This window comes from Variovorax sp. J31P179, from assembly GCF_030316985.1.
Taxonomy (GTDB): domain Bacteria; phylum Pseudomonadota; class Gammaproteobacteria; order Burkholderiales; family Burkholderiaceae_C; genus Variovorax; species Variovorax ginsengisoli_B.
The window spans coordinates 368,414-388,730 of record NZ_JASZYL010000007.1 but is presented as its reverse complement, the minus strand read 5'-3'; the positions used below and the strand labels follow the sequence as shown (position 1 = coordinate 388,730).

General features: G+C 69.5%; 19 protein-coding genes. 7 read left to right on the top strand and 12 right to left on the bottom strand.

Annotation, left to right across the window (positions count from 1 at the left end; translation table 11 throughout):
- Positions 1-7: 7 nt before the first annotated feature.
- Together QTI17_RS20710 and QTI17_RS20705 are read right to left on the bottom strand one after the other, a co-directional pair.
- Complete coding sequence (locus tag QTI17_RS20710; RefSeq protein WP_286535281.1) at positions 8-1,561, bottom strand: 3,4-dehydroadipyl-CoA semialdehyde dehydrogenase; 1,554 nt, start codon at positions 1,559-1,561, stop codon at positions 8-10.
- Entirely contained in the window at positions 1,558-2,022 is a 465-nt protein-coding gene (locus QTI17_RS20705; RefSeq protein ID WP_286535280.1) for a DUF4863 family protein, read from the bottom strand. Before QTI17_RS20705 ends, QTI17_RS20710 begins: the two co-directional genes overlap by 4 nt.
- Before the next feature lie 161 nt (positions 2,023-2,183).
- Here QTI17_RS20705 and QTI17_RS20700 point away from each other — a divergent pair, with 161 nt between their 5' ends.
- From QTI17_RS20700 to QTI17_RS20680, 5 genes are all read left to right on the top strand, one after another.
- Entirely contained in the window at positions 2,184-3,116 is a 933-nt protein-coding gene (locus QTI17_RS20700) for a helix-turn-helix transcriptional regulator (protein ID WP_286521624.1), read from the top strand.
- 137 nt (positions 3,117-3,253) lie between these two features.
- Positions 3,254-4,921, top strand: coding sequence for a 2,3-epoxybenzoyl-CoA dihydrolase (boxC, locus tag QTI17_RS20695; protein ID WP_286535279.1), 1,668 nt, complete (start codon positions 3,254-3,256; stop codon positions 4,919-4,921).
- A 34-nt stretch (positions 4,922-4,955) separates the two neighbouring features.
- On the top strand, positions 4,956-6,383 hold the full coding sequence (gene boxB, locus QTI17_RS20690) for a benzoyl-CoA 2,3-epoxidase subunit BoxB (protein WP_286521627.1): 1,428 nt from the start codon (positions 4,956-4,958) through the stop codon (positions 6,381-6,383).
- Positions 6,384-6,444: 61 nt separating this feature from the next.
- Positions 6,445-7,722: a benzoyl-CoA 2,3-epoxidase subunit BoxA gene (boxA, locus tag QTI17_RS20685; protein WP_286535278.1), complete on the top strand. Its 1,278-nt coding sequence runs from the start codon at positions 6,445-6,447 to the stop codon at positions 7,720-7,722.
- Entirely contained in the window at positions 7,722-8,159 is a 438-nt protein-coding gene (locus tag QTI17_RS20680) for a MaoC family dehydratase (protein WP_286535277.1), read from the top strand. The genes boxA and QTI17_RS20680 overlap by 1 nt, the downstream gene beginning before the upstream one ends.
- Before the next feature lie 12 nt (positions 8,160-8,171).
- On the opposite strand, the gene QTI17_RS20675 is transcribed toward QTI17_RS20680, so the two are convergent.
- The 9 genes from QTI17_RS20675 to QTI17_RS20635 form a co-directional block, all read right to left on the bottom strand.
- Complete coding sequence (locus tag QTI17_RS20675) at positions 8,172-8,987, bottom strand: class I SAM-dependent methyltransferase (protein WP_286535276.1); 816 nt, start codon at positions 8,985-8,987, stop codon at positions 8,172-8,174.
- A gap of 98 nt (positions 8,988-9,085) precedes the next feature.
- Positions 9,086-10,708: a mechanosensitive ion channel family protein gene (locus tag QTI17_RS20670; protein ID WP_286535273.1), complete on the bottom strand. Its 1,623-nt coding sequence runs from the start codon at positions 10,706-10,708 to the stop codon at positions 9,086-9,088.
- A 69-nt stretch (positions 10,709-10,777) separates the two neighbouring features.
- Entirely contained in the window at positions 10,778-12,109 is a 1,332-nt protein-coding gene (gene fahA, locus QTI17_RS20665) for a fumarylacetoacetase (RefSeq protein ID WP_503011085.1), read from the bottom strand.
- A gap of 7 nt (positions 12,110-12,116) precedes the next feature.
- Positions 12,117-12,923, bottom strand: coding sequence for a cyclase family protein (locus tag QTI17_RS20660; protein ID WP_286535269.1), 807 nt, complete (start codon positions 12,921-12,923; stop codon positions 12,117-12,119).
- A gap of 198 nt (positions 12,924-13,121) precedes the next feature.
- Positions 13,122-13,877 carry an ABC transporter permease gene (locus tag QTI17_RS20655; protein ID WP_286535268.1) on the bottom strand — a complete coding sequence of 252 codons (756 nt, stop codon included), beginning with the start codon at positions 13,875-13,877 and terminating at the stop codon, positions 13,122-13,124.
- On the bottom strand, positions 13,874-14,620 hold the full coding sequence (locus QTI17_RS20650) for an ABC transporter permease (RefSeq protein ID WP_286535267.1): 747 nt from the start codon (positions 14,618-14,620) through the stop codon (positions 13,874-13,876). Before QTI17_RS20650 ends, QTI17_RS20655 begins: the two co-directional genes overlap by 4 nt.
- A gap of 103 nt (positions 14,621-14,723) precedes the next feature.
- Positions 14,724-15,518: an ABC transporter ATP-binding protein gene (locus QTI17_RS20645; RefSeq protein ID WP_286535266.1), complete on the bottom strand. Its 795-nt coding sequence runs from the start codon at positions 15,516-15,518 to the stop codon at positions 14,724-14,726.
- A complete protein-coding gene (locus QTI17_RS20640) occupies positions 15,515-16,459 on the bottom strand; it encodes an ABC transporter substrate-binding protein (protein WP_286535265.1) in 945 nt (314 codons plus the stop codon). Before QTI17_RS20640 ends, QTI17_RS20645 begins: the two co-directional genes overlap by 4 nt.
- The gene (locus QTI17_RS20635) at positions 16,456-17,175 is read right to left on the bottom strand and encodes a TetR/AcrR family transcriptional regulator (protein WP_286535264.1); all 720 of its coding nucleotides are present in this window, start codon (positions 17,173-17,175) and stop codon (positions 16,456-16,458) included. The genes QTI17_RS20640 and QTI17_RS20635 overlap by 4 nt, the downstream gene beginning before the upstream one ends.
- Before the next feature lie 99 nt (positions 17,176-17,274).
- On the opposite strand from QTI17_RS20635, the gene QTI17_RS20630 reads away from it, so the two are divergent.
- The gene (locus tag QTI17_RS20630; RefSeq protein WP_286535263.1) at positions 17,275-19,263 is read left to right on the top strand and encodes an acetoacetate--CoA ligase; all 1,989 of its coding nucleotides are present in this window, start codon (positions 17,275-17,277) and stop codon (positions 19,261-19,263) included.
- On the opposite strand, the gene QTI17_RS20625 is transcribed toward QTI17_RS20630, so the two are convergent.
- Positions 19,258-19,656 carry a phage holin family protein gene (locus tag QTI17_RS20625; RefSeq protein WP_286521644.1) on the bottom strand — a complete coding sequence of 133 codons (399 nt, stop codon included), beginning with the start codon at positions 19,654-19,656 and terminating at the stop codon, positions 19,258-19,260. The two genes, QTI17_RS20630 and QTI17_RS20625, sit on opposite strands and share 6 nt — an antisense overlap.
- A 126-nt stretch (positions 19,657-19,782) precedes the next feature.
- Here QTI17_RS20625 and QTI17_RS20620 point away from each other — a divergent pair, with 126 nt between their 5' ends.
- Entirely contained in the window at positions 19,783-20,259 is a 477-nt protein-coding gene (locus tag QTI17_RS20620) for a MerR family transcriptional regulator (RefSeq protein ID WP_286535262.1), read from the top strand.
- The last annotated feature ends 58 nt before the right edge of the window (positions 20,260-20,317 follow it).

The window sequence follows — 20,317 nt, the reverse complement described above, 5'->3', positions numbered from 1 at the left end:
CTACTGGCTACTGGATGCCGAGCTGCGCCAGCACGCCGGGGCTGGCCTGCACCGCGCTCTTGCGGTGATAGAAGTCCAGCGCCCGCAGGCCGCCGAGTTCGGCGCCGCCGCCGGCGCGGCCAGGGCCGCCGTGCATCGACATCGGCATCACGTTGCCGTGGCCGGTCTGGGCCTGCGCGACCTCGGGCGAGATCACGTGCACGCGGCCATGGCTGGCCGCGAGCTGCACCGCGGCCTGGCCGAGCGCCGCGTCGTCGGCGCCGTAGAGCGAGGTCACGAGCGAGCCCTGGCCGCGATGGGCGAGGGCCACCGCATGCGCCAGGTCGCGGTAGGGCAGCAGCGTGGCCACCGGACCGAAGACCTCGATGTCGTGCACGCGATCGGCCGCGTCGGCATCGCGCGCGCCCAGCAGCACCGGGCCGATGCAGGCCGCGATGGCCGGGTCGGCGTCGACCAGGGCCTTGGCACTGCCGTCGTGCAGCACGGCGGCTTGCGTCTTGAGCGCTTCCAGGCCCTCGCGCACCGCGACCAACTGGGCACGGCTCACCAGCGAGCCCATGCGCACGCTGTCGTTGCGCGGATTGCCGACCGTGACCCCGGCCAGCTTGGCGCCGATGGCTTCGGCGGCAGCGTCGTAGACCGCGGCGGGCACGAGAATGCGGCGGATCGCGGTGCACTTCTGGCCCGACTTCACGGTCATCTCGCGCACCACTTCACGCACCAGCAGGTTGAAGGCCTCGCTGCCGGGGCCCGCGTCGGGCAGCAGCAGGGCCGAGTTGAGGCTGTCGGCCTCGATGTTCACGCGGGCCGAGCGCTGGGCCACGGCCGGGTGCGAGCGGATCACGGCGCCGGTTTCGGCCGAGCCGGTGAACGAGACCACGTCGAAGGGTTGGAGCTGGTCCATCAGGCCGGCCGAGCTGCCGCAGATCACCGACAGGGCGCCGGCCGGCAGCACGCCGGCTTCGACCACGTCGCGCACCATGCGCTGCGTGAGCCAGGCGGTCGAGGTGGCGGGCTTGACGATCACCGGCACGCCCGACAGCAGCGCCGGGGCGGCCTTTTCCCAGAGGCCCCAGGACGGGAAGTTGAAGGCGTTGATGAACAGCGCCACGCCGTGCGTCGGCACCTGCAGGTGCTGCGACAGGAAGACCGGTTCCTTGCCGAGCTTCACCGCGTCGCCGTCGCGCAGCGCGCGCACGTCACCGAGCGCGTCGCCCCATTTGGCGTACTGGCCGAGCGTGAAGATCGCGCCGTCGATGTCGACCGCCGAGTCGTTCTTCACGGTGCCCGAATTGGCCGTCGCGATCTCGTAGTAGGCGTCGCGATTCGCCTGCAGCACCTTGACGATCGCGGCCAGCAGTCCGGCACGCTGGCGGTAGGTCAGGGCGCGCAGCGCCGCACCGCCGGTGTCGCGCGCAAAGCGGAAAGCCTCGGGCAGGTCGAGCCCGGCGGCGTCGACCCGCGCGAGTTCGGTGCCGAGCACCGGATCGACCAGCGCCGTGCCGGCGCCGCTGCCGGCCTGCCAGCGGCCGCCGACGTAGTTGGAGAGGAGTTCGGTCATTGGGTGAATTTGATTTGCCCTTCGGGCAGCAGATAGAGGACCAGCGCGCGGCCTTGGGCAACGGTGGGACGGTGGGCGCTGCCGGGCGGGTAGACGCACCAGCCGGCCGGCCGGCCGTCGAAGGTCGCGTCGCCTTCGATCGGCATGATCAAATCGATCTCGCCGTTCGGATGCGTGTGGTGAGGGCCTGCGAGGTCGCGCATGTCTACGACGTCGACCGAGAATCGGTTCAGCGCGTCCTCGGCCTTGAAGACCCGCCCGTAGCGGATGCCGCCGCCTTCGCGGTCGCACATCCAGCCCTCGGCGACGCCAGCGATGCAGGCCTGCTTGAGCGCTTCGTAGCTCGGGCTGCCGGCGCCATGCTGGCTGTTGAGCCAGCGGTCGAGGTCCTGGTCGAGCGGGCGGCCGGCGATCTGGCCCGTCAGCTCGGCGACGAGTTCGTGGAAGCTGTCTTTGGACATGGAAGTGTGCTCACGCGTGGGATTGAACTTGCGGCAATCGACTGTGTGCAGTATCTTGCCTGTGAGCGAACCATAAGCACCGAGCACTGAGGTGTCAAGCAATATAATGCATGTACTGGTGTTAACCCTGAGCCGAACCGCCGGCAGAGCGAAAGCGAGTCATGAATCAGCGAGCTGAGGAGGCGGTGCTGTCCGTCTCTCCCGAAGTCCCGGCGCCGGCCGAGGAAGCCAAGAATCCCTTGCTGGCGGCGCTCGGCGAGCGCGTGCGCAACCTGCGCGCCCGCCGTGGCCTCACGCGCAAGGCGGTGGCGCTGGCGGCCGACGTGTCCGAGCGGCACCTGGCCAATCTCGAATACGGCATCGGCAACGCCTCGATCCTGGTGCTGCAGCAGGTGGCGACCGCGCTCCAGTGCTCGCTGGCCGAACTGGTCGGCGACGTCACGACCATTTCGCCCGAGTGGCTGCTGATCCGCGAACTGCTCGAGAACCGCAGCGAGGCCGACCTCCGCCGGGCCCGGGTCGCGCTCGGCGAACTGCTCGGAACCGCGGCCGGCGACCCGGCGCGGCACCGGCGGATCGCGCTGATCGGGCTGCGCGGCGCCGGCAAGTCCACCCTGGGCCAGATGCTGGCCGACGATCTCGACGTGCCTTTCATCGAACTCAGCCGCGAGATCGAGAAGATCGCCGGCTGCAGCGTGCGCGAGATCCACGATCTCTACGGCACCAACGCCTACCGCCGCTACGAGCGCCGTGCACTCGAAGAAGCCGTGCAGATCTACAGCGAGGTGGTGATCGCCACGCCGGGCGGAATCGTCTCCGATCCGGCCACCTTCAACCAGCTGCTGGCGCACTGCACCACGGTCTGGCTGCAGGCCGCGCCCGAGGAGCACATGGGGCGGGTGGCGGCCCAGGGCGACACCCGTCCGATGGCCGCCAGCAAGGAAGCCATGGACGACCTGCGGCGAATCCTGAGCGGGCGGGCCGCGTTCTATTCGAAGGCCGACCTCAGCGTCGACACCGGTGGGCAGGACTTGGCGCAGAGCTTCGCGCGTTTGCGAACCGCGGTGCGCGAGGCGATGGTCCAAGCCGGCTGAGGGCTGAGTCTTCGCAGGAAGTAAAAAAGTCCTCGAAGGGTTGACGCGCGCCAGAACATGCAGCATGATGCATGTTCTGGCGATCGACAAGTGCACTATTGTTCCTAGCCAGCCCCGCTACACCCCAGGAGACCTGCATGACCGACAGCACCCAAGCCCTTCGCGTGGACTACCGCACCGACCCCACTCAATACCGCCACTGGAAACTCAGCGTCGAGGGCCCGGTGGCCCGGCTGTCGCTCGACATCGCGGAAGACGGCGGCATCCGCCCCGGCTACAAGCTCAAGCTCAACAGCTACGACCTGGGCGTGGACATCGAGCTCAACGACGCGCTCAACCGCGTGCGCTTCGAGCACCCCGAAGTCCGCTCGGTGATCGTCACCAGCGGCAAGGACCGGATCTTCTGCTCGGGCGCCAACATCTTCATGCTCGGCGTCTCCAGCCACGCCTGGAAGGTGAACTTCTGCAAGTTCACCAACGAGACCCGCAACGGCATCGAGGACACCTCGAAGCATTCAGGCCTGAAGTTCATCGCCGCGGTCAACGGCGCCTGCGCCGGCGGCGGCTACGAGCTGGCGCTGGCCTGCGACGAGATCATCCTGGTCGACGACCGCTCGTCTTCCGTCTCGCTGCCCGAAGTGCCGCTGCTCGGCGTGCTGCCCGGCACCGGCGGCCTGACCCGCGTCACCGACAAGCGCCGCGTGCGCCATGACCTGGCCGATATCTTCTGCACGAGCGTCGAAGGCGTGCGCGGCCAGCGCGCGGTCGACTGGCGCCTGGTCGATTCGATCGCCAAGCCGGCCCAGTTCGGCGCCGCGGTGCAGGAGCGCGCCGCCAAGCTGGCCGAGGGCAGCGACCGCCCGGCCAACGGCAAGGGCGTGAGCCTGACCCGTCTGGAGCGCCAGGACGGCGCCGACAGCCTGCGCTACGAGCATGTCACGGTCGAGATCGACCGCGCCCGCCGCACCGCGACCCTGACCGTGAAGGCGCCCACCGGCGCCCAGCCGGCCGACATCGCCGCGATCGAAGCCGCCGGCGCCGCCTGGTGGCCGCTGGCGATGGCGCGCCAGCTCGACGACGCGATCCTGAACCTGCGCACCAACGAACTCGACATCGGCACCTGGCTGCTCAAGACCGAGGGCGACGCCCAGGCCGTGCTGGCCAGCGACGCCACGATGCTGGCCAACAAGGACCACTGGCTGGTGCGCGAAACGCTGGGCGCGCTGCGCCGCACGCTGGCGCGTCTCGACGTCTCTTCGCGCAGCCTGTTCGCGCTGATCGAATCGGGCTCGTGCTTCGCCGGCCTGCTGGCGGAACTGGCTTTTGCCGCCGACCGCGCCTACATGCTGGCCCTGCCCGACGATGCCGACAAGGCGCCCAAGCTGACGCTGGACGCGCTCAACTTCGGCTTCTTCCCGATGGTCAACGACCAGAGCCGCCTGCAGCGCCGCTTCTACGAAGAGACCGCGCCGCTGGAAGCCGCCCGCGGCGCCGCCGGCAAGGCCCTCGACGCCGACCAAGCGCTCCAGCTCGGCCTGGTCACGATGGCGCCCGACGACATCGACTGGGACGACGAGATCCGCATGGCGATCGAGGAACGCGCCGCGATGTCGCCCGACGCGCTCACCGGCCTGGAGGCCAACCTGCGCTTCGCCAGCAAGGAGAACATGAACACCCGCATCTTCGGCCGGCTCACCGCCTGGCAGAACTGGATCTTCAACCGTCCGAACGCGGTCGGCGCCAAGGGCGCCCTGAAGGTCTACGGCACCGGCGAGAAGGCCGGCTTCGACCTCAACCGCGTCTGATCCATCCGCTTCGCAACGAACCAAGGACAACCAAATGAGCACGGTCAACTACAGCGAAAAGATTCCCAACAACGTCAACCTCGGCGAAGACCGCACCCTGCAGCGCGCGCTCGAAGGCTGGCAGCCGAACTTCGTCAACTGGTGGGACGATGTCGGCCCGGACGGCTCGACCGCCTACGAGGTCTACCTGCGCACCGCGGTCAGCGTCGACCCGCAGGGCTGGGCCCAATTCGGCCACGTCAAGATGCGCGACTACCGCTGGGGCATCTTCCTGAACCCGGGCGACGCCAACCGCGAGATCCACTTCGGCGACCACAAGGGCGAGAAGGCCTGGCAGGATGTGCCCGGCGAACACCGCGCCAACCTGCGCCGCATCATCGTGACGCAGGGCGACACCGAGCCGGCCTCGGTCGAGCAGCAGCGCCACCTGGGCCTGACCGCGCCCAGCATGTACGACCTGCGCAACCTCTACCAGATCAATGTGGAAGAGGGCCGCCACCTGTGGGCGATGGTCTACCTGCTGCACAAGCACTTCGGCCGCGATGGCCGCGAGGAAGCCGAGGCGCTGCTGCAGCGGCAGTCGGGCGATGCCAACAACCCGCGCATCCTGGGCGCCTTCAACGAGAAGACGCCCGACTGGCTGGCCTTCTTCATGTTCACCTACTTCACCGACCGCGACGGCAAGTTCCAGCTGTCGGCGCTGGCCGAGAGCGCCTTCGATCCGCTGGCGCGCACCACCAAGTTCATGCTGACCGAGGAAGCGCACCACATGTTCGTGGGCGAAAGCGGCGTGTCGCGCGTGCTGCAGCGCACCGCGCAGGTCATGAACGAGCTCAAGACCGACGACCCGCAGAAGGTGCGTGCGGCCGGCGCCATCGACCTCGGCACCATCCAGCGCTACCTGAACTTCCACTACAGCGTGACCATCGACCTGTTCGGCGCCGACCAGTCGAGCAACGCCGCGATCTTCTACAGCTCGGGCCTCAAGGGCCGCTACGAAGAGGGCAAGCGCACCGACGACCACGTGCTCAAGGGCCAGACCTACAAGGTGCTCGAGGTGGTCAACGGCCAGTTGGTCGAGAAGGATGTGCCGATGCTCAACGCGCTCAACGAAGTGCTGCGCGACGACTTCATCAAGGATTCGGTGGCCGGCGTGCAACGCTGGAACAAGGTGCTCGAGAAGGCCGGCATCCCGACCCGCCTGACCGTGCCGCACAAGGCCTTCAACCGCCAGATCGGTGCCCTGGCCGGCATCAAGATGTCGCCTGACGGCCGGGTGGTGAACGAGCAGGAGTGGGCCGCCAAGAAGAACGAATGGCTGCCGACCCCCGACGACTTCGCTTTCGTGGCATCGTTGATGGGCCGCGTGGTCGATCCGGGCAAGTTCGCCGGCTGGATCGCGCCGCCGGTGATGGGCATCAATCGCCAGCCCGTGGATTTCGAATACGTCCGCTTCGGCTGAGCCAGGAGAGCGCCGCGGCACCGGCAAGGGCCGGCCCGCGGCGACATAAAGGAGATACACGATGGACATGGCAGTCGACGTTTCGGTCATCAGGCAGCACCTGATCGACCCCGAGATCTGCATTCGCTGCAACACCTGCGAAGCCACCTGCCCGGTCAATGCGATCACGCATGACGACCGCAACTACGTCGTCCGCGCCGATGTCTGCAACGGCTGCATGGCCTGCATCTCGCCGTGCCCGACCGGCTCGATCGACAACTGGCGCACCATGCCCGTGGCGCGCGCCTATTCGATCGAGGAGCAGCTGACCTGGGACGAACTCCCGGCCGAGCTCACGCCCGAGCAGCTGGAGGCCGAGGGCGTGGGCGAACCGCAGGAGGCGCTGCAGCAGGTGCCCGCGGCCTCGCCGCAGCCGCCCGCCGCACCCGGCGAAACCGCCTTCAACTCGGCCCAGTACGGCGCCACCGTGCCGCCCTGGTCGGCGGCCCACGCCTACACCAACCTGCATCCGCCGAAGAACCCGACGACCGCCACCGTGGTCGGCAACTTCAACTGCACCGAGGCCGGCTACGAAAACCAGACCCACCACATCGTGCTGGACTTCGGCGCCATGCCCTTCCCGGTGCTCGAAGGCCAGTCGATCGGCATCATCCCGCCCGGCACCGATGCCAACGGCAAGGCGCACTTCGCGCGCCAGTACTCGATCGCCAGCCCGCGCAACGGCGAGCGGCCCGGCTACAACAACATCTCGCTGACCGTGAAGCGGGTGCTGCAAGACCACCAGGGCAAGCCGGTGCGCGGCGTCGCCAGCAACTACGTGTGCGACCTCAAGGTCGGCGACAAGGTGCAGGTGATCGGGCCCTTCGGATCGTCGTTCCTGATGCCGAACCACCCGAAGTCCCACATCGTGATGATCTGCACCGGCACCGGCAGCGCGCCGATGCGCGCGATGACCGAATGGCGCCGGCGCCTTCGCAAGAGCGGCAAGTTCGAGGGCGGCAAGCTGATGCTGTTCTTCGGCGCCCGCACCCAGCAGGAGCTGCCGTACTTCGGCCCGCTGCAGACCTTGCCGAAGGACTTCATCGACATCAACTTCGCCTTCTCGCGCACGCAGGGCCAGCCCAAGCGCTACGTGCAGGACCTGATGCGCGAACGCGCCGCCGACCTGGCCGAACTGCTGAAGGATGGCCAGACGCACTTCTATGTCTGCGGCCTGAAGAGCATGGAAGAGGGGGTGGTGCTGGCGCTGCGCGATGTCGCGACCGAGGCCGGGCTGGATTGGGACACGGTCGGCGCAGGGCTCAAGCGCGAAGGGCGCCTGCACCTGGAAACCTACTGATGAAATTCGCGGACTTCCACGAGGGCCAGACCATCGAGGCCGGGCCCTACCTCGTCACCGAGGCGGAGGTCCTGCAGTTCGCCCGGGCCTACGACCCGCAGTGGTTCCACACCGATGCCGAGGCCGCCGCCGAGGGCCCTTTCGGCGGCCTGATCGCGAGCGGCTGGCATACCAGCGCGATCGCGATGCGCCTGGTCACCGATGCCGCGCTGGCGGGCTCCGAGTCCTTCGCTTCGCCCGGGCTGGCCTTCCTCAAGTGGCCGAACCCGGTGCGCCCGGGCGACAGCCTGCGGCTGGTGGCCGACGTGATCGAGGTGCGGCGCTCCGAGAAGCGGCCGCACCTGGGCATCCTGCGCTGGCGCTGGCGGCTCTTCAACCAGCGCGAACTGCCGGTGCTCGACCTCGAGGCGACCAGCCTGTTCCGGCTGCCGTCCTGACGGTCTCCACGCTCAGGGCCGCGTCGCCACCGTGAGGATCGCCGGCATCGGCACCGCGTAGCCCTCGGCGTCGCGGTAGGGCTCGAGCGCCCTCAGGATCGCGGCGTCGATCGCGTCCGCGCTGCCGTCCTGCTGGCGCTGCAGGGTGCCGCGCATGCGCACCGTGGCGGTCTTCAGGGTGCGCAGGATCGCTTCGCCGGAGGCGGCCCGGAAGGTCTGCGGCACCGGCGTCACGAAGCACGCCACGAAGCCGGCCGCGGCCAGCACGGGGCGGCTCACCGACGGGTCGGCGAACATGAACATGCCGGGCCCCGCCGGCAGCCCGACATCGAGCGCGCCGTGGATGCGGACGGCGTCGAGCACGGCGCCGAACAGCCGGGTCTTCTGCGGCAGGTCCCAGACCGTGAAGGCCAGCCGGCCGCCCGCTTTCAGCACCCGGAAGGCCTCGCCGAAGAAGCGCTCGGGCTCGGGGAAATGCAGCACGCCGTAGTTGGCCATGACGGCGTCGAAGCGCCGGTCCTCGAAGGGCAGCCGGCCGGCGTCGCCCTCCTCGAAACGCACGGCCGGGTAGCGGCGCCTGGCCAGCCGCACCTGCTCGGCCGAGAAGTCGACCCCGGTGACCTCGGCGCCGCGCGCCTGGGCCGCGGCGGCTGCATGTCCGGCGCCGGTCGCGACGTCGAGCACCGACTGCCCGGGGGCCACGCCGGCACCGTCGAGCAGGGCCTCGATCGATTGCGCCGTCAGGCCCGCCATGAGGTCCTCGTAGCTGGCGCACACCGCGGGGTCGGTCCAGCCCGCATGCTCGAAATCACGGAACGACGCGGTCATCGAGTCCTCCTGTGGCGGGGCTTCGGCCCCTGTCGCGCAGAGAGGATGATCCTTTTGCGGACCGGCGGCAAGTCAGCGCCGGGGTGGCCGTGCCGCCCTCACTTCGCCGGCGCCGGCCGCCAGCCTTCCTTGGGCACCAGCACCGGGTCGCGCGGCTGCAACACGAAGTGCGGCGACATGATCTGCACGCCGTACTCGTTGAAGACGTCCTGGATGTGGCCGTGCAGCGCATCCAGCACGTCGTACTTGGGCGCGCCCACCCGCATGAAGACATTCAGTTCGTAGGCGATGTAGAAGTCCTGCAGCGCCACCTGCCGCACCGTCGGCGCCGGCGCGGCCAGCAGATCGGGCGTGCGTCCGGCGGCCACAAGGAGCATCGCCTGGACCTGGCGCCAAGGACTGTCGTAGCCGATCGTGACCGAGGTGGCCAGCGCGATCCCGCCACCGCTGGGCCTGGTGGTGTCGCTCGAATTCAGGATCCGGGTGCCGACCACCACCGAGTTGGGCAGCGTGACCTCCTGGTCGAGCCGGTTGCGCAGCTTGGTCGAGAGCGTGCCGAGTTCGACCACGTAGCCCTCGGATTCGCCGATCTGGACGTAGTCCCCGGGCCGCAGCGCGCGCGAGTAGATCAGGACGAAGCCCGACATGATCTGCGACACCACGCCGGACGACCCGAGCGTGACCAGGACCCCGAAGAAGACGCTGAGCCCCTTGAACGCGTTGGAATCCGAGCCCGGGATGAAGGGATAGGCGACCACCGCCGCGAACAGCCAGACCAGCACCACCGTCAGCCGCCGGGTGGCGCCGATGGTGTCGCTCTGCAGCGCGGCGACCTTCACGCCGCTCGCATGGGCGGCGTTGAAGAGTGTGTGCAGCCCGCGCACCGCCAGGTGCGCGAGGAAGAAGATCACGGCGACCATCGCCAGGTCCGGCAACGCATGCAGCACCGCGACCGCGACCCGGGAGGCGACCCCGACCAGCGAGGTGTCGAGCGTGTCGCCCCAGGGGTGGGTGTAGGGGAAGCGGGTCAGCACGTAGGCCAGCCAGACATAGGCCGCCATCAGGACCAGGCCGATCTTGAGCCACTGGACGGCATAGCCCAGCAAGGACACGGCCATCCGGTGGGCATGGAACACAGGCCTTGCAGACGTCCGCTCGCGCAGGCCCTGGATCCGCGCCTCGATGCGCCCGGCCATGAACTGCAGCGCCAGGACCACCGCCGCGAGCGCCAGCGTCGCGAGCACGGACCAGCCGATCGCGATTGCGAACTGGCGCGTGCTGGCCTGCGCCTGGCGTGCCAGCAGCGCCTCGTGCAGCCGCGAGGCCGCCTGCGCGGCCACCTGCGCGAGCGCCGGGTCGCCGGGCTCCAGGTCGTTGGCGAACACCGCGAACAGGGTGCCGCCGTCGAGCATCACCGCGTAGCCGGGCACGCCTTCGTGGCTGAAGTTGGCGACCTCGACCGGCGCCCCGAGGCTGGCCGGCGGCAGGTCGCCGATGCGCTCGGCGGCACGGTCGGCGCGTTGCTGCGGCGACAGGCCGAACATCGGCACCCGGAAGACGAAGACCGTGCGGTTCCAGACCTTCAGCGTGGCGCCGGTGGGCGGGGCTTCCTGGGCGGATGCGGCAGCCGCCGCCGCGCTCATCGCCAAGGCCAGCAGCCAGGCGCACCGGCGCAGGTGCGTCACGGCAAGCAAGAAGAAGCGGGCGAGTGGAATGGCCATCCCGGAGTCGGTCCTTGTCTGGGCTGGCGGAAAGTACACCACGATCGGCCGGCCCGGACAAGGCGGGCGTCAGGACGGCGTCGGCACGCGGGCCGGCAGCACCATCCCGCGGCTCTCGCCGAAGCCGATCCGGGCCGCGCCCGGCTTCTCGCACCAGCCGCGCAGCATCACGGCGTCGCCGTCCTGGAGGAAGGCCCGCGTGTCGCCGTCGGCGAGCGCCACCGGCGCCTGCCCGCCGCGGGTCAGCTCGATCATGGCGCCGGCCTCGCCCGGCCCGGGCCCGGAGATCGTGCCGCTGCCGAACAGGTCGCCCGGGTTCAGGCTGCAGCCGCCCACCGTGTGGTGCGCGACCATCTGGGCGATGCTCCAGTACTGGTGGCGGAAGCTGGTCCCCGACAGGCGCGTCGGCGCGCTGCCGGCGGCGCGATCGCGCGCGCTCTCGAGCCAGACCTCGAGCCGGATGTCGATCGCGCCCTGCGCGCGGTTGGCCGCGCTTTCGAGGTAGCCCAGCGGCTGCGGGTGGCCGGCCGGCCGGCTCCAGGCGGTGCGATAGGGGGCCAGTGCCTCCATCGTGACGATCCACGGCGACACCGTGGTGGCGAAGTTCTTCGCCAGGAAGGGCCCGAGCGGCGCCATTTCCCAGAACTGGATGTCGCGCGCCGACCAGTCGTTGAGCAGGCAGATGCCGAAGACGTGGTCTTCGGCGCGGTCGAGCGGAATCGCTTCGCCGGCCGGGTTGCCGCGGCCGATGTAGATGCCGAGTTCGAGCTCGTAGTCGAGCCGCGCGCAGGGGCCATAGATCGGAGCGCCGGCGCCGGGCGCCATCATCTGCCCCATCGGCCGGTGGAACTGCTGGCCGCTGACGCCCAGCGTCGACGCGCGTCCGTGGTAGGCGATCGGGATCCACTGGAAGTTCGGCGTGATCGGATCGTCGGGCTTGAGCAGGCGGCCGATGTTCAGCGCATGGTCGATCGAGGTGTAGAAATCGGTGTAGTCGCCGATGCGCGCCGGCAGCGTGAATTCGGCCGCGGACTGGGGCCGCAGGCAGGCGCGCATCGCATCGGCGGTGGTTGCGGCGGCGTCTGCGTTCAATGCGGCAAAAAGCGCATGGCGCAGCGCCCGCCAGGCGGCCGGGCCGAGGGCGAAGAAGTCGTTGAGCACGGGCTGCGCAGCCGCCAGCGCCGCCTGCTGCGCCGCGCCGTCGAGCAGCCCGGCCGCGGCCAGCGCCGCCAGGTCGACGACCTGGTCGCCGATCGCCACCCCGCCGCGAAAGGCCTCCTGCGTACCTGCGAGGCGGAACACCGCGAACGGCAGGTTCTGGATCGGAAAGTCGCAGCCCGCGGCCTGGGCCGAAGCGAGCCAGCAGCGCGCCGCGGGGTCGTGCGTGTGGTCGAGTGGCATGGGCATCTCAGGCGCTCGCCATCAGCGCGTCGTCGAAGATCGCGACCGCGCGCGTCCAGCCGGCCGAGGCGCCGCGGATCTTGTGCGGAAAACAGCTGATGAAGAAGCCGTCGGGCGGCAGCACCTCGAGGTTGTGCAGCTTCTCGATGTGGCAGTAGCCGATGTCGCGGCCGGCCTTGTGGCCCTCCCAGATCAGCGAGGCGTCCTGGGTCTCGCCGTATTTCTTCGCGGTGTGGACGAAGGGCGCATCCCAGCTCCAGGCGTCGGTGCCGGTGAGGCGCACGCCGCGCTCCAGCAGGTACATCGTCGCCTCGTAGCCCATGCCGGCGCCGGCCGACACGTAGTCGTTGTGGCCGTAGCGGGAGCCGGCGCGGGTGTTGACCACCACGATCTCCAGCGGCTTGAGGGTGTGGCGGATGCGCTGGAGCTCGGCCTCGACGTCGTCGGCCGTCACCACGTAGCCGTCCTCGAAGTGGCGGAAGTCGAGCTTCACCGCGGGCTGGAAGCACCACTCGAGTGGCACGTCGTGGATCGCGATCGCGGGCTTCTTGTCGCCCAGCGCCTTGTCCATGGTGGAGTGGAAGTGGTAGGGCGCGTCGAGGTGGGTGCCGTTGTGGGTCGACAGCTGCACCAGCTCCACGGCCCAGCCTTCGCCGTCGGGAAGGTCCTCTTTTTTCAGGCCGGGGAAGAAGGGCTCGATCTGCTCGTAGGTCTGCTCGTGCGTGAAGTACTGGATCTTCGGCGCGAAAGCGGGAGGGTCCGACATCACGTCGTTCTCGAGGAAGATGGACAGGTCGACGAACTTGCGGGTCATGGTGGGCTCCTTTTTTAATCAGTTGAGGACAGAGCAAAAATGACTGCGTCGTTTCTTGGTCTGTCCCGCAAGGGTTTCAATTAGTTGAGGACAGAGCAAAAACTGCTGCGCAGTTTCTTGGTCTGTCCCGCAAGGTCTCAATCAGTTGAGGACAGAGCAAAAATGACTGCATCATTTCTTGGTCTGTCCCGCAAGGTTTCACGAGTGCTGCCAGCGCAGCAATTTCTTTTCCGCGACGGCCAGCAGCGCATTGCTGGCAAAGCCGATCAGGCCCAGCAGCGCGATGCCGGCGAACAGTTCGCTGGCGCGAAAGCTGCGCGCCGCCAGCAGGATGGCCTGGCCCAGCCCGCTCTGCGAAGCGATCATCTCGCCGACCACCGCGACGATCAGCGAGATGGTCATCGACAGCCGCATGCCGGCCAGGATGTCGGGCAGCGCATTCGGCAGGCCGATCTTCCAGACGAAGGCGGCGCGCGGCAGCTGCAGGCAGCGCGCCACCTCGGACAGCCGCGGCTCGACGGCCGCGAAGCCATGCACGGTCGCCAGCAGCACCGGCCACATGGCGCCGAAAGCCACCACGAACAGCACCATGGCGGGGTTGAGTCCGAAGATCGAGATCGCCAGCGGCAGCAGGGCCGAGGCCGGCAGCGGGCGGATGAATTCGAGCGTCGGCTGGACCCAGGCGCGCACCGACGGCGACACCCCGATGGCCGCGCCGAGCACGACGCCGAAGACCGAGGCCAGCAGCCAGCCTTCGAGCATCCGGCCCACGGTCGCCAGCGTGTAGCCGAGCAGGTCGCCGCGCAGACCCTCGCCCAGGCTCGCCGCCGTGGCTTCGGGCGTGGGCAGGAACACCCGGCTGACCCACCCGGCGTGGCTGGCGGCCCACCACAGCGCGACCAGCGCCGCGAGTACGCCGGCCGAGCCGATCCAGGGGCCGAGGCGGCGGTTCATGGCGTGACGCCCATGCGCCGCGCCACGCGCCGCTGCAGCCGCTGCATCGCGGCGTTGATCGCATACCCGACGATGCCGATCCAGCCCAGCCAGGCCAGCATCAGCGCCGGGTCGAAGCTCTGCTGCGCGATCATCATCGCGTAGCCCATGCCGTTCGGATTGGCGGCGATCTCGACTGTCACCGCGACCACCAGCGCCACCGCCACACCGAGGCGCAGCGCCACGAACAGCCGCGGCACGATGGCCGGCAGGACGATCTTCCAGGCCCGGTCGCGCTTCGACAGGCCGAGCACGCGACTGACCTCCAGCAGGCGCGGGTCGACCTGCCGCACCGCCGCCTGCACCAGGATCAGCATCGGCCAGAAGGTGGCGAAGGCGACGATCGCGAGCTCCATGCGCACGCCGAAGCCGAACATCAGCATCGCCAGCGGGATCAGCGCCACCGAGGGCACCGGCCGCAGCACCTCGATCGACAGCAGCCCCAGATCGGCGGCGCGCCGCGAGAGGCCGAGCCAGACGCCGCCGCCGATCCCCAGCACCGCGCCGACCAGCAGGCCGAGCGCAGCGGTGCCGAGGGTGAAGGCGGTGGCCTGCCAGAGCGAGCCATCGAGGGCCGCGCCGGCGAAGGCCCGCGCCGCGGCGCTCGGCGGCGCCAGCGCATCGCTGCCCAGGGCAGCGGCGCGGCGCGCATACCACTCGAAGGCACCCAGCAGCAGGGCCGGCAGCAGCCAGGGGCGCAGCAAGGGGGCGATGCGGCGGTGCTCAGGCCGGCGCCGGGCCGCCCCAAGCCGGCCTGCGCCCCCTGGGGGGGCAGCGAGTACACGCAGTGACGAGCGTGGGGGCCTGTCAGTCATGGCCCTGCGCGATGAAAGAGAACAGCTCGCGCCGCAGCCGCAGGAACTCGGGGTGTTCCTTGGTCGTCAGCTGGTCGCGCGGGCGGGGGATGTCGACGGCGATCATCCGCGCCATGCTCGGCCGCCCCGGTCCGGGGTCGGCCTGCAGCGCGATCACGCGGTCGCCGAGGTAGATCGCCTCCTCGAGGTCGTGGGTGACGAACAGCACCGTGAGGCCGTCTTCGCGCACCAGCCGCGCCAGTTCGTCCTGCAGGCCCTGGCGGGTGAGCGCATCGAGCGCGCCGAAGGGCTCGTCCATCATCATCAGCTCGGGCTTCTGGGCCAGGCAGCGCGCGATCTGCGCCCGCTGCTGCATGCCGCCCGACAGCTGCAGCGGAAACTTGCGCGCATGCCGGCCCAGGCCGACCTTGTCCAGCGCCTCGGCGATGCGCGGGGCGCGCAGGCCGGCGGGCACGCCGGCGGCTTCCAGCGCCAGGCTCACGTTGCCCTCGACCGTGCGCCAGGGCAGCAGGGCGCGGCCGTAGTCCTGGAACACGAAAGCCACCTCGCGCGACGGCCCGGTCATCGGCAGGCCGTGGCGCCGCACCGCGCCGCCGCTGGGCGCGACCAGTCCGCTGGCGGCGCGCAGCAGGGTGGTCTTGCCGCAGCCGCTCGGGCCGACGATGCACACGAACTCGCCGCGCGCCACCTCGAACGAGGTCGGCGACAGCACCTCGCGGCCGTCGTAGCGGATGCTGACGGCCTCGATGCTGAGCAGCTCCGGGGCCTCGATCTCGCGCGCGTTCACTTCACGACCAGTTGCGAGACGTCGACCTGTGTCTTCAGCATCTCCTGCTCCTTCATCAGGCCGACCCAGTAGGCGAGCTGCTTCTCGCTCACCAGCGGGCCGGGCGGCGAGATCTGCACCTTGGCCAGCACCTCCGGCGGCAGCTTGATGTACTTGCCGATGCTGGCGCGCACACGGGCGTCGTTCTTCGGCTGCTGCATGAAGGCCGCGCCCTCCTGCACCGCCTCGCGGAAGCCGCGCGCCGCGGCGCCGTTCTTCTGCACCCATTCCCGCTTGGCGGCATGGACGATGGTCTGGTTGCCCTCGGGCAGGAAGGTCGAGTAGTACGAGGCCACGTAGCCGGCGCCGCTGTCGGTGATGCGGCTCATGAACGGGTCCGCCGACACCACCGCGTCGACCGAGCCGCCGCGCAGCAGGTCGCCGTGCTGCGGGAAGGCGGCCTCGACAAAGTTCACCTTGCGGTAGTCGACCCCGTTGTCCTTCAGGTAGGCGCGAAAGGTCACGTGCAGGAAGGCGCCCAGGCCCGGCACGCCGATCTTCTTGCCGACGCAGTCCTGCGCCGTCTTGATGCCCGAGCCGGCGCGCGCCACCAGGCCGAAGCCGGTGATGGTCTTGGAGGTCAGGCCGCCGCCGGCCACCAGCACCAGGTCGAGCCCGCCGTCGACCGCCTGCAGGAACACCGACGGCGTCGGTCCGCCGATCTGCAGCGAGTCGGACTGCAGCGCGGCCGGGATGGTGGAGTTCAGCGGGATGAACTTGAGCTCGACGTCGAGGCTGCGCTTCTTGAAGTAGCCCTCCTCGGCGGCCACGAAGACCGAGGCGAAATCGGTCACGGCGGTGTAGCCGAACACGATCCGGCCGGCGGATTGGGCGCGCGCGGGCAGCGCCGCCGCGACGCCGGCGGCACCGAGCGCCGACAGCAGCTTGCGTCGTTTCATCATGTCTGTCTCCTGGGGTGGGTTTTCTTGTTCGGGGTCCGGGGCCGTGGCAGCGCGGCGCGCAGGCCGCCGACGATGAAGCGCACCAGCATCGGCGCCGCCGCCGGATCGCCGCGGCGGTTCTCGCCGCGCGACAGCCGTTCGATGCGGTTGTCGCTCAGGTGGTGCAAGAGGGCGCCGAGCGCGAACTGGTAGCCCCAGGCGACTTCGCCGCGCGTGGCATGTGGCAGCGCGATGTGCAGGGCGTCGATGTAGGCCTCGGCCAGGGGGTCGAAGTAGCCGCGCAGCACGCGGTCGGCCTCCTCGGTCGCGTGGTACAGCTCGCGCGCCACCAGCAGCGCGTAGTACTCGCCTTCGGCGCTGGCGCGCAGGGCCAGCACCGGGCCGATGAAGGCCTCGATGATGCGCGGCAGGGTGCGCGGGTCGGCCGGGTCGTTGTCGACCGCGCGCAGGCCGGCGAGGCGTTCCTCGATCGAGTGGCCCCAGTGCGCGAAGATGGCGTGGAAGAGCTCGTGCTTCTGGCCGTAGTAGTAGCCCACCAGCGCCAGCGGCACGCCGGCTTCCTCGGCAATCTGGCGGATCGTCACCACGTGGTAGCCGTGGCGCGCGAACAGCTTCTCGGCCGCCAGCAGGATCGCCTGCTTGCGATCGGGCCGCGCCGCCTCGGCGGCGGCCGCTCGGGTCGCCCGGCGCTTGACCGGCAGGGGACGGCTGTTCATGGCCCGTATTGAACGGTTGTACAAATTAATTGAACACACGTACAAACCCTGAGGTCAACCCCGATTGAGCGCGGCCGGCCGCGGCGCTAGGCTTGGTGCATGCGTGCCCCCAACATTCCCCAGCTCCGCCTCTATCAAGACTGGCTGAACCAGACCCGCGGCCTTCGATTCGACAGCTACGACGCGCTCTGGCGCTGGTCCGTCACCGATCTCGATGCCTTCTGGCAGAGCATCTGGGACTACGCCGGGCTGCGCTCGCCGACGCCGCACACGGCGGTTCTGGCCGACGCCCGCATGCCCGGCGCGCGCTGGTTTCCCGGAGCCCAGGTCAACTACGCACGCGAGGTGCTGCGCCACGCCGACGCCGCCCATGCCGCGGGCATGCCGGCCATCGTGAGCGACAACGAGCTCGGCGAGGTGCGCGAGATGTCGTGGCCCGAGCTGCGGCGCCAGGTCGCCTCGGTGGCCCTCACGCTGCGGTCGCTCGGCGTCGGCCGCGGCGATCGCGTCGCGGCCTACATGCCCAACGTGCCCGAGACCATGGTCGCGTTCCTGGCCTGCTCCAGCATCGGCGCGATCTGGAGCGTGTGCGCGCCCGACATGGGCACGCCGGCCGTGGCCGACCGCTTCGGCCAGATCGAGCCCAAACTGCTGATCGCGGTCGACGGCGTGCACTACGGCGGCAAGGGGCTCGACCGCAGCGCGGTGCTGCAGGCGCTGCGCGGCCAGCTGCCGAGCGTGCAGAAGCTGCTGCTGGTGAAGACCCCGTTCGCCGCCGGCGAGGTGTCGCACGATGTCGAATGGCAGCAGGCCGCCGGGCGCGACGATGCCCAGGTGGCGGCCTTCGAACCCGAGTGGCTGCCCTTCGACCACCCGATCTGGATCGTCTATTCGAGCGGCACCACCGGACTCCCCAAGCCCATCGTGCACGGCCAGGGCGGCATCATCCTCACGATGCATGCCTGTGGCCTGCACAACGACGTCGGCGCCAGCTACGGCGCCAACAACTTCGGCGAGCGCTACCACTGGTACAGCTCCACCGGCTGGGTGATGTGGAACTCGCAGCTCTCGGGCCTGGCCTTCGGCGCCACCATCTGCATCTACGACGGCAACCCGGCGGGCAGCAAGGAGAAGCCCGACTGGAGCGTGCTGTGGCGCTTCGTCGCGCGGCACAAGGTCACTTTCTTCGGCGCCGGCGCGGCCTACTTCACCCACTGCATGAAGGCCGGCCTCATCGCCCGGGATTGCGGCGACCTTTCACGCGTGCGCGCGCTCGGCAGCACCGGCTCGCCGCTGCCGGAAGAGGTGCAGCGCTGGGGCTCGCAGCAGGTGCTCGATGCCGGCTCGGAGGCGGTGTGGTGGTGCAATATTTCCGGCGGCACCGACTTCTGCGGCGCCTTCGTCGGCGGCAACCGCGAGCTGCCCGAGGTGCCCGGCCAGATGCAGTGCCGCGAGCTCGGCCATGCGGTCGAGGCCTGGAACGACCAGGGCCGGCCGGTCATCGGCGAGGTCGGCGAACTGGTCTGCACCCGGCCGATCCCGTCGATGCCGCTCTGTTTCTGGGGCGACCAAGGCAACGCGCGCTACCTGTCGAGCTACTTCGACACCTACCCGGGCGTCTGGCGCCACGGCGACTGGATCCGGATCGGCGCCGACGGCGGCTGCATCATCTACGGCCGCAGCGACGCGACCATCAACCGCCAGGGCCTGCGCATGGGCACCAGCGAGATCTACAACGCGGTCGAGGCCCTGCCCGAGGTGCTCGACTCGATGGTGGTCGACCTCGAATACCTCGGCCGCGAAAGCTACATGCCCTTGTTCGTGGTGCTGCGTCCGGGCGTCGCGCTCGACGACGCGCTGCGCGGCCGGCTCAACCAGGCGATCCGCAGCTCGCTGTCGCCGCGTTTCGTGCCCGACGACATCTTCCAGGTGGCGGAGATCCCGCGCACGCTGTCGGGCAAGAAGCAGGAGCTGCCGATCAAGAAGCTGCTGCTCGGGCAGCCGCTCGACAAGGTCGTGAACCGCGAGGCAATGGCCAACCCGGCCAGCCTCGACTGGTACGTGGCATTCGCCGAACGCCGGCTATAGCCAGTTGCCGCTCGAAGGCATCTGGATCGCATCGGGGCCGCTGGTGTCCACCAGCGCACCCAGGAACACGCTCAGCAGCGAGATGAAGATGCTCGCGAACAGCGCGGTCCAGAAGCCCGACACCTTGAAGCCGCGCACCAGCGCCGACACCAGCAGGATCATCAGCGCGTTGATCACCAGCAGGAACAGGCCGAAGGTCAGGAAGGTCAGCGGCAGGGTCAGGATGATCAGCAGCGGCTTGACCACCGCGTTGGCGAAACCGAGCAGCAGCGCCGAGATCACCAGCGAGCCAGTGCTCTCGAACTTGAGTCCGCGAAAGATGTAGCTGGCGACCCAGAGCGAGAGTGCCGTGATGGCCCAGTGCAGGAGAAAGGGCGCCAGGGAATTCAGCATGACGGGGGCTCGCGGGTTCGTAGATGACCGGCCATCATATCGGCGCCGGACGGCATGCCGGCGTCGCGATCGGGGTCATTCCGGCAAACATGTACGTGAACGTACACGTTTGGTTAGACTGGCGCCGTGACCTCCTCCCCCGACGCCCTCACGGTGCGCGACGCTGCCGCCAGGCTTGGCGTCACGCCGCGCACGCTCAAGTACTACGAAGAGCTCGGCATCGTGGTGCCGGTGCGCAGCGAGAGCCGCTACCGCCTGTACGAGCCCGCCGATCTCGACAAGCTGGCCAGGGTGCTGCGCATGCGTTCGCTCGGCTTCTCGCTGACCGCGATCACCGCGATGCTGCAGAAGCCCTTCGAGGTGCCGGTCGACGGCGGCCGCCCGCGGCTGTCGAACGCCTCGCTGAAGGAGCTGCGGGACACGCTGGCCGAGCAGGTCGCGGGGCTCGACGGGCGCATCGCGCAGGTCCGGCGCGAACTCAAGGAGGCCGCGGCACTGCAGTCCCAATTGCGCCGCGACCTCGACTACGTCGAGCGCCGCCTGGCTGGCGAGCCGCTCGAGGCGGCCCTGAAGGAGCGCGGCCGGGCGCCGCGGCCGAAGTGAACGCGCCGATCCCGACGGCCTCCGCCGCCGCGCCGGGCGGGCGCGGCTTCGAGCTGGC

Bases quoted from the DNA above. Each gene is read 5' to 3' on its own strand.
- boxA (WP_286535278.1), top strand. From the start codon at position 6,445: ATGGACATGGCAGTCGACGTTTCGGTCATCAGGCAGCACCTGATCGAC.
- QTI17_RS20630 (WP_286535263.1), top strand. From the start codon at position 17,275: ATGCGTGCCCCCAACATTCCCCAGCTCCGCCTCTATCAAGACTGGCTG.
- boxB (WP_286521627.1), top strand. From the start codon at position 4,956: ATGAGCACGGTCAACTACAGCGAAAAGATTCCCAACAACGTCAACCTC.
- QTI17_RS20705 (WP_286535280.1), bottom strand. From the start codon at position 2,022: ATGTCCAAAGACAGCTTCCACGAACTCGTCGCCGAGCTGACGGGCCAG.
- QTI17_RS20680 (WP_286535277.1), top strand. From the start codon at position 7,722: ATGAAATTCGCGGACTTCCACGAGGGCCAGACCATCGAGGCCGGGCCC.
- QTI17_RS20670 (WP_286535273.1), bottom strand. From the start codon at position 10,708: ATGGCCATTCCACTCGCCCGCTTCTTCTTGCTTGCCGTGACGCACCTG.
- QTI17_RS20640 (WP_286535265.1), bottom strand. From the start codon at position 16,459: ATGATGAAACGACGCAAGCTGCTGTCGGCGCTCGGTGCCGCCGGCGTC.
- QTI17_RS20635 (WP_286535264.1), bottom strand. From the start codon at position 17,175: ATGAACAGCCGTCCCCTGCCGGTCAAGCGCCGGGCGACCCGAGCGGCC.
- QTI17_RS20675 (WP_286535276.1), bottom strand. From the start codon at position 8,987: ATGACCGCGTCGTTCCGTGATTTCGAGCATGCGGGCTGGACCGACCCC.
- QTI17_RS20710 (WP_286535281.1), bottom strand. From the start codon at position 1,561: ATGACCGAACTCCTCTCCAACTACGTCGGCGGCCGCTGGCAGGCCGGC.
- QTI17_RS20655 (WP_286535268.1), bottom strand. From the start codon at position 13,877: ATGAACCGCCGCCTCGGCCCCTGGATCGGCTCGGCCGGCGTACTCGCG.
- QTI17_RS20625 (WP_286521644.1), bottom strand. From the start codon at position 19,656: ATGCTGAATTCCCTGGCGCCCTTTCTCCTGCACTGGGCCATCACGGCA.
- fahA (WP_503011085.1), bottom strand. From the start codon at position 12,109: ATGCCACTCGACCACACGCACGACCCCGCGGCGCGCTGCTGGCTCGCT.
- QTI17_RS20700 (WP_286521624.1), top strand. From the start codon at position 2,184: ATGAATCAGCGAGCTGAGGAGGCGGTGCTGTCCGTCTCTCCCGAAGTC.
- boxC (WP_286535279.1), top strand. From the start codon at position 3,254: ATGACCGACAGCACCCAAGCCCTTCGCGTGGACTACCGCACCGACCCC.
- QTI17_RS20660 (WP_286535269.1), bottom strand. From the start codon at position 12,923: ATGACCCGCAAGTTCGTCGACCTGTCCATCTTCCTCGAGAACGACGTG.